This is a genomic window from Deltaproteobacteria bacterium (genome assembly GCA_016933965.1).
Lineage (GTDB): Bacteria > Desulfobacterota > Syntrophia > Syntrophales > UBA2210 > JAFGTS01.
In genome coordinates this window covers 50,719-69,349 of the sequence record JAFGTS010000026.1, presented here as the reverse complement: position 1 = coordinate 69,349, position 18,631 = coordinate 50,719, and the positions used below count along the sequence as shown (strand labels likewise).

Sequence of the window (18,631 nt, the reverse complement as noted above, 5' to 3'; positions counted from 1 at the left end):
CTTCGTGGAAAGTCCACATGCTGCGTTGCGGCCCTCACCCAAGGCGACCGGTAATTCCCGCTTCCCTGACGAGTTCCGCGAGGGTCGCGTAATCATCCCCGTCTATCCAGTGTATGACGGCACCTCGCCTCTCCATGCGACGGAACCAGGTCGTCTGGCGCTTGGCGAACTGGTGGATCCGCGTGTTGAGGACTGTTACCATTTCATCACGGGAAATCATCCCTTGCAGGCAGCGGCCGATATACCGGTACTCGAGGCCGAAGAGGTCGAGCCGCTCCCAGCTGATGCCCTCTTCATGGAGTTTCCTGACCTCATCCATCATGCCCTGCTCAAGCCGTGCCGCGAGACGCAGGGTGATCCGACGGCGCAGGACGTCCCGCTCCCACCGCACCCCCACAATGAAGGGACGCACGGGGACACGCGAAACGTTACCGGATCCGGATTCCCCATCATGTTCGGCTATCTCGATAGCTCGAAGGACCCGCTCACGGTGAACCAGGTCCGTTGTGTTATGAAGTGCCGGGTTGATCGACCGCAAACGCTCTTTCAGTTCCTCCATGTCCAGCATCTCCAGTTCACGGCGCAACAGCAGGTCCGGAGGAACTTCCGCCATTTGGTATCCCTCGATGACGGCTTCAAGATACAGGCCGGTTCCACCCACCATGACGGGCACGACGCCTTCTTTCAGGAGGGTCAGAAAACAATCGTGGAATCGCTGCTGATATTCAAAAACGCTGAATTCCCGGCCGGGATCGACAATATCGATGAGGTGATAGGGAACATGCCTGCCTTCAATAACGAATTCCTGAAGGTCCTTCCCCGTTCCGATGTCCATGCCGCGGTAAACCTGGCGTGAATCGGCAGATATCACTGCGGAGTCCAGGTCCGCGGCCAACCGTGCTGCCAGGGCCGTCTTCCCCGAAGCGGTGGGCCCCAGGATGATGATCAGATTATATTGCCCCTGTACCTGTTCCATTCAATCAAGGAGGTGAACGAAGATACCGCTTCGCAGTTTCGGTTCGAACCAGGTGGACTTGGGAGGCATGATCCTGCCGGCATCTGAAACAGCGATAAGGTCATCCACTGAGAGAGGATGGAGAGAGAAAGCGACGGCATATGCCGCGGAATCGACCAGCCGTTCCAGTTCGGCCGTTCCCCGGATCCCACCCACGAAATCGATCCGGCTGTCATTCCTGACATCCCGTATATTCAGTATCGGCTCAAGCACGTGGCGCTGCAGTATCGACACATCGAGCGTTTCGACGGCGTCACCCCCTGCGGCATGTTCCGGCCTGACCTGCAGGCCGAACCACCGCCCCCGCAGGTACATGCAGAACCGGTGTTTTTCATCGGGAATCTTTTCCTTCACATCAGCGATCATGATACAAGGATCGGACAACTGCTCGAGGAACCGTCTCTCGTCAAGCCCCCCCAGGTCACGGACGACACGGTTATAGGCCATCACATTGAGATGGTCGTGAGGAAAAAGAACGGCCATCATGAAATTGTACTCTTCCCCGCCGGTATGGACAGGATTTGCCTCGGCCCGCATTTGCTGGACCGCCGCGGCCGACGCCGCCCGGTGATGCCCATCGGCTATATAGAGGACGGGGACCTTTGAAAATTCATCACGGATCCGCTCCGCCGTCCCATCATCTCCAATTATCCAGGCCGTGTGCCTGACCCCATCGTCGGCCGTGAAATCATACTCCGGAAACTCCTCCACGGTATTACCGACGATCTCATTGATGGCGGGTACATACCGGTATGTCATGAACACGGGGCCCGTCTGGGCGTTGACCGTCATGATATGCTTCGTTCTGTCCCGTTCCTTGTCGGAGCGGGTGAGTTCATGTTGTTTGATCAGGCCGGACCGGTAATCGGAAACAGCCACCGAGGCGACGATCCCGTCCTGTACGTGGCGACCCATCGTCTGCCGGTACACATAGAACCGGGGAATTTCGTCCCTGATGAAGAGTCCTTTTTGAATAAAGGCCTGCAGATTAAGGGCCGCTTTCTCATATACCGCTTCATTGTATGGATCGACCTGCGGTGAAAGGTCTATTTCCGACTTGACCACGTGGAGAAAGCTGTATTCATTACCCTGCGCGATCCGTCGTGCCTCCTCGGAACTTACCGTATCGTAGGCACAGGAGGCGATATTTTCCGCCCTCTCCCGCACCGGTCTGAGCGCTCTGAATGGGACCACGACTGCCATAACATGCCTCGATTCCTGTAATTGGGTTTTCCTATCACAAGATTGAATTTCAAGGCAACTCATTAAAAAGCGACAAAGGGGCAGAGGGAAAAATGTGAAGGCCGGATTACGGATTATGGATTATGGATTATGGATTCCGATCCCCGATCCTCGCATCACGATTTCCGAATCTCGATTCATGATACCCGGTCTTGCAAAATATCATTATGGATAGTATGACGTTCAAAACTAAAGGAGAACGCAATCCATGGCGGTAACACGGGTTTTTATTCATGGGCTGGAGAGCAGCGGCCGGGGAACAAAGGGCACCTACTTCGGGAAGCGGTATCCTTCGATGATCATCGAAGATTACACGGGACCGCTTGATGCGCGCATGAACACGCTTCGGGAGATCCTCGCCGGCCGTGAGGACCTGATCATCGTCGGTTCCAGCTATGGCGGCCTCATGGCGGCCATTTACGCCTGCGAGAACCCTCACAAGGTAAAAAAACTGATCCTTCTCGCGCCCGCCCTCGATATTGAGGAATTCGAACCTTATCTTGAGCGGAGACTGGACATGCCCGTCATCGTCTATCACGGGAGCGGTGACGATGTGGTACCCGTCGAACCGGTCCGGGCCATAGCATCAAAGATATTTTCGAACCTTGTGTACACTATTATTGATGATGATCACCCGCTCAGCAACCGGTTTGCCTCCCTGGACTGGCCGACGCTCCTCGAATCGGAGGAAGGTTCATAAGGACAATGATTACTTGACAGTTTCCGAAACTGACCCTATTATTTCCAGAATCGGGGTTTCTATGGAAAATATCTATTCAAAAAAGGTCGTTCTCCGTTACACGCCGGATGTGGTTGACAAGCCGATCGTCTGCCGGCTGGCCCAGGACTTTGACCTCTCCTTCAATATCCTGCGGGCACGAGTACTGCCGCGGCGCGAGGGCCTCCTCGTTCTTGACCTGACAGGCACGAAGGACAACTTCGACCGGGGAATCCGGTTCCTCAGGGAATCGGGCTTGAAGGTGGATCCCCTCTCGAAAAGCGTCACGCAAAATGTGGACAAATGCGTACACTGCGGCGCCTGCCTTGCCTTCTGTTCGGCAAACGCCCTCTACCTCGATCAGGCAACGATGAAGATCCTTTTCGATCCTGAAAAATGCAGTGGCTGTGAAATGTGTGTCAAGGCATGTCCCGTCCGGGCCATGGAGATCAATCTTCTGTAAGGACGTTTTCTTCCCGGGTGACGTCCTTCGCCTCTTCAGCGGCTTCGTCGGCGACTTGCCCGGCGATCTTTTTCCCCTTTTCCAGAATAACCTTGCCCGTTTCGACAAGCCCCCCCGTCCTCGTCTTGACCTCCTGAACGGTCTCCACCACCCGTTCGGGGAACTCTTCCGGCGCGGTGATGTAATAGTAGCCGAAAAGCGCGACGAGGACGAGACCGCAGATAAGCGCCAGTTTCAGCAGTTTCTGAATGATAAAATATACGAGAAGAAGCGCCAGCGCCGCCGCTATAACCAGCGCTACCGGGTTTTCCATAATATATTGAATGAAATCACTCATAACGAAACCCCTCCCCTATTTCCTTATTATTGGCAACACGTCCAACCTCTCGATTGTATTCTTTTTTAGATTCTCTTTCCCGCGCGAGTCAACTTTTTTTGGGTTGTTGGTCGTGCATGAATCTCTTTTTTCTTGGCGGCCATTGAAACATTTTTAGGAATCGGGATTCGAGAATCGGGAATCGTAATCCGTAATCCGTAATCCGTAATCCGCAAATAATAAGTAAGACTGTGTTCCTCGTTTTATGCTTGACACCTCACGTTTTTCACTCTGTCGCTTTGCCCCTCTGCCACTCTGACCTATTCAGTTCCTTTTGCCGAACAGATTGAAAAACCACGCCATAAACCGTAGAGCAGTCCGGGAAACACCATATTAACAAAAAATTCCAGGATCAGAACGGGGGCGGCCGTTTCCCGTGATACCCCCCAGATGCCCAGCACAGCGATGAAGGATAGTTCACGAACGCCCAGTCCGCCGAGACTGATGGGAAGAGCGGCGATGACGCCGACGGCGATGGTTACGGCTGCCACATCGGACAGCGTCAACGTAAGGCCCAGTGAACGAAAGAGCAGAAAATTCGCGATCACATAGAGGAAAAACCCGGCGGCGGTAAAAAACCATCCCACTGCCAGGGCCCCCTGCCCGAGAGATCTTCCGAAATATGAAACGACAAAAAGGCACAGGAGGAGACCGGTCACGCCAGCATACAGAAGAGACCGCTCCGTCACGTGCAGGTTCATGCTCACGACGGAGGCGGTAAGACACAAACCGGCCGGGAGATAGGCAAGGTCCATGGCTTTTTCAAGGAGATAAACCTTCCCCCGTGTGGCGAGGGAAAGTCCCGTCCGAAGCAGCAGGGGGATCTTCGCAGCATCGCCCAGGCGTCCGGGCGTCACGGAACCCAGCGCCGTGGCGGCCAGATACAACCCTATCCAGGACCGCCAGGGAAGCCTCTTTTCCGTCGCCGAATGGATCCAGTAACGCAACCGAAGTAAACGAGAGGCATAGAGGAAGGTAAAGACCGCCAGGGCTGAAACAAACATCTCCGGTGAGATATTTTCCAGCAGTTCCCCCACCGCCGCCCAGTCTGTCTTCGCCAGCGCCGCCGCCACCCAGCCGAGACAGACCGTGGAAAAGAGCACCTGGACAAAGTAAATCGTCTTTTTCCGGCCGCTCGTGCTCACGTCGGTATCCTCATTCGCAGCGGTGGTCCGATGATCCGCGCCACGCGTCGAGGCAATTTCTTCCAGAGCCGAACGGCCGGCCCCAGCCGGGGATTCTCCGGGAGGATTTCAGGCACGCGGTATCCCGGCTTGATCAGGTAAGAATAGACAATGGGCAGCTCTCTCCCTCCCCATTTCCGCTTGAAAAAGAGCTTGCCCGGCACGGGGCGGGTCCTGCCGAAATCAAATGACTTGGAACGGCCCGTCTCATACAGGCGCTCAAAGGCCGCCCAGATGAGCCTGTCGGTGACGGGTATGTGACGGTACAGCGGATCGGTAACCGCCGCATGGAGCATGGTGCTTCCACCGAAATGGAGCATCAGAAGCGCTCCCACATAGTCATTCCGGTACCGGGCAAGGGCGATTTCCAGCTCTTCCGGGAAAAGCTCTTTCATGTCGGGAAACCATGACCGGCAATGAACCGGCGTTCCCTGGAAGGAGGATTGTCTTTCATAGAGCTCCAGGAAAAAGGCCATCGCCCGCGGATGGTCGAAGTGAACCGTCACGCCCGATTTTTCCGCCTTGCGGACCGACGTTCGGGCATTTCCGGAGATCACCCGGTTCCACAGCTCGTCGATGCTCTCTGGAAAGGAAAGGATAAAGGTCCTGAACCGGTCGTCGGTGGAAAGCCGGCACGATGGTCGCCCCCGCTCTCTGATCTCCAGGGCGAAGGCCCGGCTTCCTTTGAAATAGTCTCTCAGGGCCCCCAAACCAGGTTCATCGGGGCCATCCTCCCCACCCGGCGGAAAGAGAAAGCCGCCGTAATTCCCAAAAGGAAGAGATATCAGCATCGGACGCAGCCTGCCGAGAGGCCTCACCTCGACGAGGGGAAGAAGATAACGGACAGTTTCCCCCTCTTCACAGCAGATAATGCGGTGGATTTTGAGCCCGGGGTAGGTCCGGTGTATCAATTCAAGCCAGCGGCTGTCCTGATAGACGGACGGAATGGTGCAGCGGGAAAGCTGCATGTTCCACTCTTTTTCAGTCGTTTCGCGTATTTCCATAACATCCGCCGCCCTCACAGTCGTTCCGACCGAAAGAAACCATTACCGTTCTTTATCATGGGTCCTCTCGGCAACCACATAGGACCGGTGCTTCTCGTTTCCGTAATATATCCTGGTCAGGTACTCGCAGACGATCCCCATCGTCAGCACCTGCCCGGAAACCAGCATGAGAAGAACACCCAGGATGAATAAAGGTCCATAATCCTTTATTTCGATCAGACCGAGGATCTTTGCCCCGCTCAGCCATCCAAGGATGACAAGACCCGGTAGACCGAGCAGAAGCGAAATATACCCGAATATGTGGATGGGACGGGTGAAGAAACGGGCGAAGAAAAGGATGGCGATCAGGTCCGAAAATACGCGAAAGGTTCTACCCAGTCCGTATTTCGATCGCCCATGTTGCCTTTTGCGGAGGGTGATCGGGATTTCCGTTATCCGGTCTGTGAGCATGCCGGCAAAGACCGGAATAAACCGGTGCATTTCTCCGTAAATGGGAATGTCCCGCATAATGTCCGTCCGGCAGGCCCTGAAGGTGGAACCGAAGTCCCTGACGGGGACCCGGGAAAACCACCGTGCGATGCCATTGGCGACCCGGGATGGAAAGCGGCGCAGAAAGGCGTCATCACGCTTATAACGGTAACTGCATACCAGATCGTAGCCGTCATCGATCCCGCGCAGCAGCGCCGGAATGTGGGCGGGGTCATGCTGGAGGTCACCGTCCATGGTAATGCATATCCGGCCTGAGGCATGTTCGATACCCGCCTTGATGGCCGTCGTCTGACCGTGATTCCTGCTCAATCGAACTCCCCTGACCCGATCGTCATGACGGGCTGCTTCCCTGACAGCCTCAAAGGTGCCATCACTGCTCCCGTCATCGACCAGGACCAGCTCGAAGGGGCGCTCTTCTTCGTCAAGAACGGTACCGATCTCCTTCACGAGTATCGGCACATTCTCCCGTTCGTTATACAGCGGTACGACGATTGAGATGAAATTGTTCATATGTCCCTGTAAGAAATCACGGCTTTTTCATGTTCCGACACTGTCCGTATCGTATCTTCTGAAACCAGAAACCGGTATTCATCGACCCTGGCCTCTCGCAGGAATGAAGGTCCGTAAAGGGCCCTGTTACGGGGCTCATCGAATTCCGTGTCGTAGGCGGGATGGAATATCCACTCCACTGTCCCCTGAACAGGGAGCTCGAACAGTGTTTTGAGAAGCTCCCGTCGTGTTCCATGGGTCATGCGAAGACCGCTGATGCCGATGCCGAAGGAATAGTCAGGGGCTGCTATTCCCGTCCATCGTTTCCCCGCTCTCCCTGACAGGTATTCAAGAACGATGAGTTTCCCGTACTGCTTCATATCGCAGGGTACAGGCACACCCTTCTCGCGAAACAGGCGGTACAGGGGCCGCTCCCTGACACAGCGCACCTTTCTGATACCGAATTCTTCAATGAGCCTTTCCACGGCTGTCGCAGCCTGGGGCAGTACGATATGAGTATGTTTCTCACCGTCCAGGTGTGTCGGAACAATGTCGTTATCTATCATAGATAGAACCTGCCGTCGATACTCTTTGTATATCTGCCCGGCATCCAGCCCGCCCGCAACGGAACGTGCCCAGAGCGACCGGGCCGAGTTGAGAAAGAGTCCCCGCCCGTCGACCAGTGTGGGTATTTCATGGGGGTCCGAGAGCGGTCTCCCGCGCAGTATGTTCAGGTGGACCCCTGCGGGAAAAGAGGGATTATCCCGCAACCAGGTGATCGCCTCGGATGCGGCCGGTCCGTTCGCCATGAGACTGGCGCCCGTCAGCACCCCTTGCCGCGCCGCATCGATGACGGCCCGGTTTATGGAACCGTGCAGGCCGAAATCATCGGCTTGCAGAAGGACCTTGACCATTTCTCATGCCCTCATTCACCGTTATCGGTACCGGGGTGGTCCACCGGTGCCCCTCATCCCAAACGAGCTTGACGCGATAGTAGAGGCGTTGCCCCGTCGGAAGCGGCCCTTCGAGGCGGACCTGGTTCTTCGGAGGTTCTTTCCTGACAAGAATATCCTGAAAGCCGGGATCGCTCGCTACTTCAAAAACAAACGCCTGGTCGGCGGGTTTCAGCCCCACCACGTAATTCCAGTAAAAATTCGCATCCTTCTCCGCAACGGCGGTATCCGGCCGGGGAGCAATGATGACCGGCCTCCTCAAATAAGCCTCCGATACGATCTGTACGGAGGCAAAGCAGATGAAGAGAACCCAGATACCTGCAACCATGTAAGGGAGTACCCCCTTTACTTTTGTTTCCCTGATCTCGGAAGGATCTTCGGTCGTTACCGAGGGTTGCACCTTCCAGCGGCGCTCCCTCCACACGAGGAAACCGGCAATGATCATTCCCAGGATACCGGCGCCGACGGCCCAGATTCGGTTGTTCGGTCCCCGGTAGCACCAGTCGATCACGTGGGTTCCCCGGGGCACACGGACCATCTGCAGGCCCGGTGAGACCCGATATATGTGTGTTTTCATGCCGTCAAGATACGCTTCCCAGCCCCGATAGAAAGCGCGCTTGAAGAGGACAAAACGGCAGGGTTCATCTATGATCAATCTGAAGGATTCCCTCCTGCGGTCAGCCTGCAGCGTTTCATACGCAACAGGTTCAAGAAACCGGTGCGGCTCGCTGTCTGAGAGCTCTTGAAAGAGGTGTCTGACCGAGGTCTCGTCAGTATTATGGATCGGGATCACGTGTACCTCGTGAGGCAGTTCCGGGATCCAAGCCTCTTTGCCGACAAGAACGGCCTTCATGGCAGGAAGCAGGTTTCCCATGTCTCGATCAGTGCCTCCCGCATGGGTAAAGTTCACAATCCAGGGTGCCGTCCCCCTGTCACGTACCTCTTTCAGCCAGGCATCCATCAGCCATGCCCACTCCCGTTCCGAACCGGCGAATCCCACGAGGGTCCCCGGCATTCCTCCGAGCCGGCCGAAGTCCCCTTCTATTCGAGCAAGTTCCCAGTACTGATCGGCATGAAGGATTTGTGTCTGCTTGTGCCAGTGGAGCGGTTGTTTCCTGTGATAGGGACTGTTCACCACGAAACGCACATTGAAAAGTTTTTGAAGATTGTAATTGTCCCGAAGCGAACCTCTGAATTTATGTACCATGAGATCATACACGCCACCGACCTGTTCAAAACCGCAGATAAAGACGGAACGGTCGACCATAAGCGGCAGGAGGTTATAGAGGACCGAATCATCGTGTGCAAGCGGAAGTGAGGCGATGGCACCCTCACGCTGTTCCTGTCCCTGCAATTCATCAACGACAGAGGCAAAATGACGCCATTCGGTATTCATGTCTGGCCGTATCGTCAGTCTCCCGTTCGTCGTATATACATTTTTAACGTTGATCATCTTCTCCGCAGACCGCGTCCGCTCATAAAGGGCATTGCCATAATCAAAGAAAAGCGAAACGGCAACTATTCCGATTGCGGCATACCTGAGTTTTTGCCCGGGTATTTCGCATAACCGCTCAAAGAGCCAGCCCAGTGCGAGTCCTCCCAGCATGACGGCGGCCCATTCGACCATGAAAATGGCATGAATATTCTGAAACTTTTTCGCGAAGGGAATGGCATCGAGGATGGGGAAATCATCAGGGCCGATGAAGAGAACCATAGATACAAGAAACGCAAGTGATAGAAAACTCCGATGGGCTTGCTTCGGTCTGAGAAAAGAAATGATCCAGCCGCCGATGGTGAGTACCGTTAAAAGGGGAACGCGGAGGAATCGGCTGTTGTCAATCCATCCCCATTCGTTCCCCGGTATCCATTGCGTTCCACCGAAGGGCCCCGCCCAGCGGGTAGTATCAAGAAGGCCTCCCAGGAAAAACTGGCGGAAGGTCTCGGCTGTGGTACAACCAATGACATCAAAAGTGGTCCTGCGGCTCAGGTAGGGGTCGATGACCTGGATCTCCGGCGATGACATAAACGGTATCAGCCAGGTGCACACAAACAGGAAGGCAGGAAGCGACCAGAGGACGGAACGCCCAACTCCCCGTTTCCAGTTCCAGTGCACCTCACCCGTTGCCAGGGCGATCAGCATGCAGGGAACAAGAAACACAAAACAGTAAGCAATGTATGGGTGTGAGAGAAACATGACGGCAAAGGCCAGGGCAAAAAGAAATCCTCTTTTCCCATCCTTCAGGAGGGACCACAGCGCTCCTGCGGCGAGGGGAAAGAAAAAAATGGCGACGAGCTGCTTGTGAATTCCCAGATACTGATAGGCATCGATGGTATGCCCCCAGAGGCTGATGGGCAGGATGGAGAGCATGCCCGCGGCAACCGCGGAACCGGTCTTCAGGCCGAGCATTCGAGCACCGGCAAACACGGAAAGGGGGAAGAAACAGAACCCGAGGGCTACGAGGAGCTTAAGCGATTTCTCAATGGTGAGGCCAGAAAGAAAGTGTAGAAAATTTACGGAAACATACAGGCCCGGGGGTCGGAGCAGAAACATAGGCGCCCCTGCCCCGTAAAGACGGCTCCAACCAAGAATCCTGCCCTCTTCTTTCAGAATTCTATTCAGTTCATTGGAATAGGCGACATGTATGTGGTCATCACCGGCTTTGATATAGCCACTTGCAAGCAGGGGAAAATGCAGAACAAGCATCCAGCCGATGACTGCAAAAAGAATGAGAAAGAGAAAGCTTTTCCTTATTGCTTCATTTCGCACTGTGCTGTGCCTGTGACCGATAAGATTTTCAAGAGAAATTATTTTACATCAGCAGTCAGATTTGTTGATTTGCGTAAGGGTTTTTATAAAGCCATTTCATATATGAAATGAAAATGTCTGCTTGACCTGAGATGTTTTCATAACTGCCTTCAAAAACAGAAATTTTAACTTAAATCCATTGTTGCTTTGAAAGAAAATAGCATATTGTGGATATGATCACCGATCCTATGGCACTGACATCGATGCTTCAAGGTCTGGATAATATTCCTTTACTGCATGTATAACAACGGTAACTGTCTCATTATATTTGTTCGTGGACCGCTGACAGTCAGCACCCAGCCCGCAATCGGAACTATAGGTCAAGTTTCCGTAATACCCACCGCCCAGGTTATCCAGCGGGTAAACGCTCGCCTCTAGCAATGAAGAGCCCGCATCGTATAGTGCCCACGTAATCTGGGCTTCCTCGATCGGTCCCCCAAAGTAATTTGTCAGATATACCTTGATATAGACATATTGATTCCCGGTTTTCTTGCAGGCAAAATTACCCTCTGCAACAAGAGCAGTCGGGACTGATGTCGTTGTCGGTTCCGTTGTCGTCGTCGGTTCCGTTGTCGTCCCAACTCCTGGCACTGTTGTTGTGTCTATCTCTTCTGTGGTTGTTGTTGGTTCTGTTGTTGTTATGCCTCCGGGTAATGTAGTGGTGGTAGTAGCAATAGTTGTTGTTGTCGTTGTCGATGATGTTGTGGGCACACCGGCAGCACCGGTATTCCTCGGATTCACCGTTGTCGAGTACACTATGGGGCCCACGCCCGGCAGGTCATGACCCAGGGCAATGGTAATATCGATCTGGTAAAGATCGGAAATGTCTTGAGCAGTTGTCCACGTTGTTCCATTCGCCTGTTTATAGGTAAAGGTCAAGTCATTGACTCCCTCATACAGGACATCGCCTCCGGAAAGCGGTGTCGTTCCCTCGGCAATCCTGAGTTCAACACCGAAAAGCCCGATGGTCCGGTCACTCCCGTCCGGTTTCGAGAAAGAAATGGATGTTGATGAAGCTGTCGAGATGTTTTGTATATCGATCATTTCCCGTCGCATCCGCTCCAGGGCAATCTGGGCCTTCTGGCTTAATTCAGCATTTTCCTGGGTCAGGAGATAGACCTTGACTCCTTGAACGATCCCCAGCCCCGCAATTGCCGCAAGGAGCGCCACGAGAACAATGGTCACGATTATCTCGATGAGGGTGAATCCGGCTTCTTTTTTCACGATGTTCCCCCTGCTTTCATAATTACTGAACAAATAAGGTTATTAATTCCTGATCACCCTTGACGATGGTCATCTTCCAGACTGAACTGTCGCTTCCTGATTCAGTATAATTTGTGTTGTCCATATCGAGTTGAAACGCCGTATTCCCAAGAGTAACACCATCAATGTTTGATCCATACAAAGCATTGATCTTGGCAGCACTGTCCCGGGCGGTGAAAAAGGAACTGTTCAACGTTCCCTGATTAAGGGCATCACGATAGTCGGCGGTTATTCGTTCCATGACCAGAGCAAGATTGTAATCCTTCTTGAGCATAACGGCGGGATCTCCGCTCTGGGTAAGCGCCTTTCCGCCGAACTGGGCAAGCATCATACCCAGGATGGCCGCTACCACGAGGGTGACAATCGTGTCAAGAAGGGTTATACCGCACTGGTTGCTGAACAGAGCGCTCTGTCGAGTGAAAAGATATTCTCCTCTATGCCTTCTCATCATTGTGCCTCCACAAAATACTGCGTCAATACGCCGGCTTCACCACCGGCTAACCCGGCAAGGTCTTCATCATAATGAATCAAAGCATTCTGACGTACTGTAATACTATCGGCAACGATGGACCCGTACATCTCAGCGTTGTTTCCCGTATATACATCGGCTGTCGGTGCATAGATCGCCCCGTAAGTCGATGAATTGTTCGTCAACTGGATGTTGTTACAGGTACTGAGACCGTAAATAATATAATCAGCCGGATTGTTCTGATAATTGTAGACGGTATTGTTGGAAAAATCCATATCGCCGCCGACATACATTGTCAATGATGAATCCGGATTCGCCGCATTTCCGATATTCAATGAACTATTTTGTGACCCATCATAATTTCCGACAACGTAGATGGTCACATCACCTTCGATGGTAAGCGATGAATTATTGGTAAAGTACATATCGGTCGTAATATAGTTACCGGCAGTTAGCGTCTCTACTTGCCCATTTGACGTAAAATGTAGAAACGTTAACAAATCCGTCCACGATTCCCAACCCGCCGGAAGCTCCTTCGGCGTCATATCCTTATCGACCTCGGCTTCGAGGTGTTGTTCTTTTGTCTCACCCGCATCGGGAAGGTAGAAGTCCGCTCCGGCAGCAATTACAAAGCCGCTATCCATGGAATTGTTTGTTCCGACGTAATACTCATTGTTGCGATTAGACGTCGTGTCATAGGGTCCATCGGAAGAGGAATAGCTGTCAATAACGGCATTGTTATCAATGGTAACGATCTCGCTTCCGAAAATGCAGTAATCGAAGAGTGACGAGATACGATATTGAATGGTCACTCTCGATTCCATCCATCCACTTCCTTCATTCACGACACCCGTTGAGGTAAAGCGACTGCCATTTTCTTTGTTGATAATGAAGAAGGTTCTTCCGTCATTGAACTTAAAAACATGCGGTCCCTTTTCGAAGTCTGAATCAGGCATCAGGGGAATGACATATCGGGCACCCCCTTCCGCCATGTACTGGGCCTTCATGGAATGGCTTGCCGACACCTGGCTCGTCGTTGACGAAGAGAGAAGGGTTACCATGGCTGCCCCGATAACGGCGAAAATGACCATCGTAATGAGAAGTCCCACAAGGAGACTTCCCCGCTGCCATCTCTTTGTGAGCAGTTTTCTATTCCAACTGGCACAGGTATTCGGTAATACTAACATCCTATGTTTGTCTTGGTTCATATGCATCACCCGCGTTACGCCTTTTAGTTTCTTATATCAGTAAATATACCCTGTATTTCTCAGAATCGTAATATCGCTCCCATTGGCCACTGAGAGCGTGATACTGGTGCTTCCGGGACTTCCCCACCGATCAAAGGTAACGGTGGTCTGTGTCGCAATATCCAGGGGCCAGACACCTACCGAGTTGTCATCGAAGACCACCACATATTTACCGTCATTGGCAACGGTGAACCGTACCGGCGTGTTCACATCTGTTCCCTTGTAAAGCCAGTAATTGCTGTAGGACCTTCCGTTGTATGTTCGTGAACCAGCAAATCTCATTCCCCAGTCCGATGCCGTGTGTAAGGCCCGTGACTGGGCATACCGGATATGAGATTTTACGATCTCGTCCTGTGACTGCAGAATATAGGGATCTGCCGAAGACCCCCTGCTGATGACGATTGCGCCGATAATTCCCAGCAGTATCAGGATGACTAACACTTCCAGAATGGAAAAACCCCTGCTGGCCTTTAAAGTATTCTTTTCGATGCTATTCATTGTTATGTACCTTCTGATGCCGTTCAAGGCTGACAAGAATGAAAAAGCTCATCATGAACATCGTACCGGTAAAGGCAACAACAAAAAAGTTGGCCGAAGGAAGAAATAAACCCGGAGAGAGGAGAACCGCGTTCATGACGAGGGCGGACATAAAGATAAAAACCGCATATTTTACTGCCACGAGGAATCTTCGTTCACCCTTCACTATGATAAAGGACAAAACCAGAAAAAATGCCGCAGTAAAAAGCATTGCATAGGGTTGGTAGTGAAACCATCCCGAAACAAGTGAATAAAGACCATTCACTTTAAAACCGATGGTAAGAACCAAGCCCATGACCAGAAAAAAGAAGCCGGCTGTGAATAAACAGAATCCACACTCCGACGCGCGAGAAGAATTTCTCGGCATAAAAATGGGCTTTCTGAAAATATTCCCAAGACGATCGAGTAGGGTATCCCTTTTTTGAATTTCCTGCATGATTGAGGATACCAGGTATTCAGGAGGATGCACCGGGTGTATCTTCTGCAATATTTCGATTATTTCCTGATATTCTTTTTCCACCTGTCGGACACCATTACTTTTCTTACGCTTATTTATATATACAAAACCCGATTGAAAAAGTCACAGTATGCATTATTTTTTTGCCGTTTGTATCATCACCCGCAACTGTTCGAGGCCACGGTAGACCCGCATTTTCACGGCACTCAGGGAACTTCCCGAGATTTCAGCGATCTCATCAAAGGAGAAGGCCTGGAAATACCGCAGTACCAATGCTTCCCGTAATTCCCGGGGTAACGTATGCAAATTTTCTGTGATCAGTTCGGCATCTTCTTTTTTGATCAGGAGTTGCTCGGAATTGTCTTCCGATACTACATCGGCAATGTTTTCGATCGATATTCCATTATCTACTATTTCGCTGAGGCGCCGTCCCTTCGCTTGATGGTTTCGTATATGATTCAAGGCAATCGTATAGAGCCAGGTAAAAAAACGCTTGCGCTGGTCGAATTTTTTCAGGTTTCTGAAAGCCCGGATAAATATCTCCTGGCTAAGATCAGCGGCATCGTCATAGCTTCCCGTCATTCTATAGGCAAGATTGAATACAGGCCCCTTGTACCTCTCGATGATCTGTTCATAGGCCTGGCGGTTGCCGGCAAGAATCCGCTTCACTATCGTCAGATCAGCATGATCAATGGAAGTTGTATCCATAGGAAACCCGCGGAAGAAAAAATGTGACACGTATAGTCTGCGGGAAAATGATGCCCCTACTCTCATCCCGTTTTATTTCACAGTATGACGACAATTTTTCACGTATTCCTGAACATGTCAACAGAATGATTTGGAAAATGATCACTCGTCGGAGGGAGAATTAGCATATTGTGCATTGATAATGGCTCTATATTCCCGAAGCTCTTTGATTTTGTTAAAGGCTGAATCATTCTCAATATTTTCTCTGTATTGATAGCCACGCTCAAGGGCTTTCTTCAGCCATGCCAGGCTCTCTTCCTCTTTTCCCTTAAGGGCCAGGAGCCGGGCGATCCGCCGGGCCCTGTCTGCATTTCCGGGATCGATCTCCTCAAGGTACATCAAAAATTCCAGCGCCTTTTCATACCTTCCTGCCACTGTATACAGAATGGAGAGGTTATGCAATGCCTCGATCGAATCAGGGTTCAGGACAAGTGCCCGATGAAAGGAAGCGGCAGCCTGCGCGGCCATGCCTTTTTTTGTGTACAGTATGCCTCTTTTTACATAAAGTTCGGCATTCTCAGGGTCTTTTCCGATGCGATCTTCAATCATGCAAATCACTTCATCAATTCTTTCCGCTTTGATCAGGGCAGTTTCGAGGTTGTTCCGAAATGACGCATTATCAGGAACCAGAGTAACGGCTTGCCTGAAATGCTTCAGTGCTTCATCAATCCTGCCCTGCTCTGCAAGAGCAATTCCGAGATTATCGTGGGTATCAGCCTGTTCCGGCCTTATTTCAAGGGATTTTCGGTAAAGGACAATGGCCTCTGGAATATCACCCTCGCTAACCGCGATTGTTCCAAGACCATTGAGGGCCTCAGCCATGTTTGGATCACGCTCAAGTGCCTCCATGAAATATTTTTTTGCCTCTTCTGTTTTCCCCCTGCTTTGCATGACAATACCCAGGCAAAAATATGGATTGCCGTAGTCGGGATTGAGCCTGATCGCTTCCATGAAATGCTTTTCTGCTTCATCTATACGGCTCTTCGTTGCCAGGGCCACGCCAAGATTATGTTCCGAGAGATAGTCGCCGGGAGCTACTTCAAGTGAATGTTGAAAAAGGGTTACGCTGTTTTGCCAGTATCGCACCTGCCGATTGGTCACGCCTGCTAACAATATAATAATGATAACAGCCACCGTGACACAAAACGTTTTCCCGTACCGGCGGCACAGGAATATTTCAGACACTCCCCATGTGAACATTATCCATAGACCTATCAATGGGATATAGGTGTAACGGTCAGCCATGGCCTGACCTCCGACCTGGACAAGACCGATGACCGGCACCAGCGTGCCGAGATACCAGAACCATCCAACGGGAAGGTAGGGGTTTCTCTTTGCCATGTAGATCACGAAAATTGTAATGACAGCGATAATGCAGGCGCTGCCTGCCACCTGCCATCCCGGTATATAACCCTGGTATGGATAGTGAACGGCAAGGCGAAGCGGCCAGAACATTTTTCCCAAATAGATGACATAGGACACCAGGGTATTCTGTATCCTCAGCGCAAACGGTACCAATTCAGTATCAATGACTGCCCCGGTCCTGTCTTGTACCATGTAGGTAATAACCGATGACAGTGTTGCCAGGAAAAACAATGGAACTTTCTCAAGGACAAGAAACACGAATGATCCGGCAGAAAGCAATGGAACTCTTATTCTCAATCGCTTCAATGGCCAGTAATCAAGCAACAGGAGTGCGAAGGGTACGGTTACCAGCATAGGTTTAGCCATGAGTCCCAAGGCGAAAAAAATCATCACCGGAAGGTACCGTCGAAGGTCCGGGCGCGCAGTGTAAAGATTATAGCTGAGAAGGGTCAGCATCAAAAAAAAGGTGCTCAGAACATCCTTTCGCTCTGATATCCATGCCACCGATTCAACATGGAGCGGATGGAGAGCGAACAGGACCACCACGAAAAAGCTCTGCCACAACGCGCCCGTCATTCTTTTCAGCAGAAGAAAGAGAAGGATGGAATTCATGACATGAAACAGGACGTTGACAAGGTGATGCATCCCCGCCCTCAGACCGAAGAATTCTACATCGATCATGTGCGAGATCCACGTGAGAGGGTGCCAGTTATGAGCGTGTGTTGCCGTCAATGCCCAGGAGATGTTTTCACACGTCAGACCGGATGATACATGTCTGTTTTTCGCCACATAGGTGTCGTCATCGTAATTTACGAATTCAAAATTTATAACCTGCAGGAAAACAAAGATCACGGCAAGGGCAAGCAAACAAACGAGAAGCAATGTGAGAAGCGGTGGTGTATCTTTTTTCATGGCCGGCCTCTATCGCAAGTAGTGCTCACTTTCTTGAAGGAAACAACCGTGAAGTTACCAGGCCCATTCTGGCAAGACGGAAAGTAATGGCAGTGGAGAGACATCCAAATCCATAGGTGAGGCTTCTCCCAAAATTAATCGATGATGCTTCAGGAAAATATTTCGTGGGGCAGCTGATCTCCGCTATTGTGTATCCGTACCAGATGATCTGGACCAGCATTTGGTTGTCAAAGACAAAATCATCGGAATTTACCTCCAGGGAAATTCGTTCGAGCAACTCTCTCGAAAAGGCACGGTATCCCGTGTGATATTCCGATAGCTTCGCTCCCGTCATGAGGTTCTCAATGGCGGTCAGGAGTCTGTTCGCACCGTATTTCCATGCCGGCATGCCCCCCTTGAGTGCATATCCACCGAGGATTCGTGATCCGAGCACGCAGTGGTAGAGACCGCTTGCGATCAGAGACGCCATGGCCGGAATGAGCAGTGGCGTATACTGGTAATCGGGATGAACCATTATGATGATATCGCCACCCGCATCAAGGGCAAGCCGGTAGCAGGTCTTTTGATTGGCACCGTACCCCCGGTTTCTGGAATGGCGACAGACTTGGACATTGGGCAGACCTTCGGCCACCGCCACCGTTAAATCCTGACTTGCATCATCGACAACGATGATATGATCAACAACACCCTGCGCGACAACCTCATCGTAGGTCTGTCGAAGGGTCTGCTCGGCATTATATGCCGGCATGACCACTACCACTCGCTTGCTATTGAACATTGCGATCCCCTTCCTGCTTTTCCGGTGTCAATGGGCGGACATTTCACCTGGTTTTCACCATACCGGGAATCGTGCCCGCGTATTTCTCTCGCCGCATCTCCCCTTCTATATGGACGG

The 18,631-nt window shown here is 51.7% G+C and carries 19 protein-coding genes; 3 read left to right on the top strand and 16 right to left on the bottom strand.

Annotated elements, in window-relative coordinates:
* Positions 1 to 34: 34 nt before the first annotated feature.
* Entirely contained in the window at positions 35 to 976 is a 942-nt protein-coding gene (gene miaA, locus JXO48_06270; protein ID MBN2283478.1) for a tRNA (adenosine(37)-N6)-dimethylallyltransferase MiaA, read from the bottom strand.
* On the bottom strand, positions 977 to 2,218 hold the full coding sequence (locus tag JXO48_06265) for a DUF1015 domain-containing protein (protein ID MBN2283477.1): 1,242 nt from the start codon (positions 2,216 to 2,218) through the stop codon (positions 977 to 979). It lies immediately after the preceding gene.
* Between the two features lie 247 nt (positions 2,219 to 2,465).
* Here JXO48_06265 and JXO48_06260 point away from each other — a divergent pair, with 247 nt between their 5' ends.
* Together JXO48_06260 and JXO48_06255 are read left to right on the top strand one after the other, a co-directional pair.
* Complete coding sequence (locus tag JXO48_06260; GenBank protein MBN2283476.1) at positions 2,466 to 2,957, top strand: alpha/beta fold hydrolase; 492 nt, start codon at positions 2,466 to 2,468, stop codon at positions 2,955 to 2,957.
* Between the two features lie 70 nt (positions 2,958 to 3,027).
* Positions 3,028 to 3,438, top strand: coding sequence for a 4Fe-4S binding protein (locus JXO48_06255; GenBank protein MBN2283475.1), 411 nt, complete (start codon positions 3,028 to 3,030; stop codon positions 3,436 to 3,438).
* Here JXO48_06255 and JXO48_06250 read toward each other — a convergent pair.
* The 6 genes from JXO48_06250 to JXO48_06225 all read right to left on the bottom strand — a co-directional run bounded on the left by JXO48_06250 (position 3,425) and on the right by JXO48_06225 (position 10,340).
* Positions 3,425 to 3,775 carry a hypothetical protein gene (locus tag JXO48_06250; protein ID MBN2283474.1) on the bottom strand — a complete coding sequence of 117 codons (351 nt, stop codon included), beginning with the start codon at positions 3,773 to 3,775 and terminating at the stop codon, positions 3,425 to 3,427. The two genes, JXO48_06255 and JXO48_06250, sit on opposite strands and share 14 nt — an antisense overlap.
* Positions 3,776 to 4,074: 299 nt before the next feature.
* Positions 4,075 to 4,959, bottom strand: a complete 885-nt coding sequence (locus JXO48_06245; protein MBN2283473.1) for a flippase-like domain-containing protein — start codon at positions 4,957 to 4,959, stop codon at positions 4,075 to 4,077.
* Positions 4,956 to 6,002, bottom strand: a complete 1,047-nt coding sequence (locus tag JXO48_06240; protein ID MBN2283472.1) for a GNAT family N-acetyltransferase — start codon at positions 6,000 to 6,002, stop codon at positions 4,956 to 4,958. The genes JXO48_06245 and JXO48_06240 overlap by 4 nt, the downstream gene beginning before the upstream one ends.
* Positions 6,003 to 6,044: 42 nt before the next feature.
* Positions 6,045 to 7,001 carry a glycosyltransferase family 2 protein gene (locus JXO48_06235; protein ID MBN2283471.1) on the bottom strand — a complete coding sequence of 319 codons (957 nt, stop codon included), beginning with the start codon at positions 6,999 to 7,001 and terminating at the stop codon, positions 6,045 to 6,047.
* A complete protein-coding gene (locus JXO48_06230) occupies positions 6,998 to 7,894 on the bottom strand; it encodes a ChbG/HpnK family deacetylase (protein ID MBN2283470.1) in 897 nt (298 codons plus the stop codon). Before JXO48_06230 ends, JXO48_06235 begins: the two co-directional genes overlap by 4 nt.
* Entirely contained in the window at positions 7,866 to 10,340 is a 2,475-nt protein-coding gene (locus JXO48_06225; GenBank protein ID MBN2283469.1) for a hypothetical protein, read from the bottom strand. The genes JXO48_06230 and JXO48_06225 overlap by 29 nt, the downstream gene beginning before the upstream one ends.
* A 231-nt stretch (positions 10,341 to 10,571) precedes the next feature.
* On the opposite strand from JXO48_06225, the gene JXO48_06220 reads away from it, so the two are divergent.
* Entirely contained in the window at positions 10,572 to 10,811 is a 240-nt protein-coding gene (locus tag JXO48_06220) for a hypothetical protein (GenBank protein ID MBN2283468.1), read from the top strand.
* 114 nt (positions 10,812 to 10,925) lie between these two features.
* Here JXO48_06220 and JXO48_06215 read toward each other — a convergent pair whose 3' ends face one another.
* From JXO48_06215 to JXO48_06180, 8 genes are all read right to left on the bottom strand, one after another.
* Complete coding sequence (locus JXO48_06215; protein ID MBN2283467.1) at positions 10,926 to 11,963, bottom strand: type II secretion system protein; 1,038 nt, start codon at positions 11,961 to 11,963, stop codon at positions 10,926 to 10,928.
* Between the two features lie 22 nt (positions 11,964 to 11,985).
* Positions 11,986 to 12,453 carry a hypothetical protein gene (locus JXO48_06210; protein ID MBN2283466.1) on the bottom strand — a complete coding sequence of 156 codons (468 nt, stop codon included), beginning with the start codon at positions 12,451 to 12,453 and terminating at the stop codon, positions 11,986 to 11,988.
* Positions 12,450 to 13,580 (bottom strand): hypothetical protein, encoded by a 1,131-nt coding sequence (locus tag JXO48_06205; GenBank protein MBN2283465.1) that lies wholly within the window; start codon positions 13,578 to 13,580, stop codon positions 12,450 to 12,452. Before JXO48_06205 ends, JXO48_06210 begins: the two co-directional genes overlap by 4 nt.
* A 135-nt stretch (positions 13,581 to 13,715) precedes the next feature.
* Entirely contained in the window at positions 13,716 to 14,216 is a 501-nt protein-coding gene (locus JXO48_06200) for a hypothetical protein (protein MBN2283464.1), read from the bottom strand.
* Positions 14,209 to 14,775, bottom strand: a complete 567-nt coding sequence (locus tag JXO48_06195) for a hypothetical protein (GenBank protein MBN2283463.1) — start codon at positions 14,773 to 14,775, stop codon at positions 14,209 to 14,211. The genes JXO48_06200 and JXO48_06195 overlap by 8 nt, the downstream gene beginning before the upstream one ends.
* 72 nt (positions 14,776 to 14,847) lie before the next feature.
* Positions 14,848 to 15,420 (bottom strand): RNA polymerase sigma factor, encoded by a 573-nt coding sequence (locus tag JXO48_06190; protein ID MBN2283462.1) that lies wholly within the window; start codon positions 15,418 to 15,420, stop codon positions 14,848 to 14,850.
* 141 nt (positions 15,421 to 15,561) lie between these two features.
* Positions 15,562 to 17,505: a tetratricopeptide repeat protein gene (locus JXO48_06185; GenBank protein ID MBN2283461.1), complete on the bottom strand. Its 1,944-nt coding sequence runs from the start codon at positions 17,503 to 17,505 to the stop codon at positions 15,562 to 15,564.
* Between the two features lie 256 nt (positions 17,506 to 17,761).
* Entirely contained in the window at positions 17,762 to 18,514 is a 753-nt protein-coding gene (locus JXO48_06180; GenBank protein MBN2283460.1) for a glycosyltransferase family 2 protein, read from the bottom strand.
* Positions 18,515 to 18,631 lie beyond the last annotated feature (117 nt).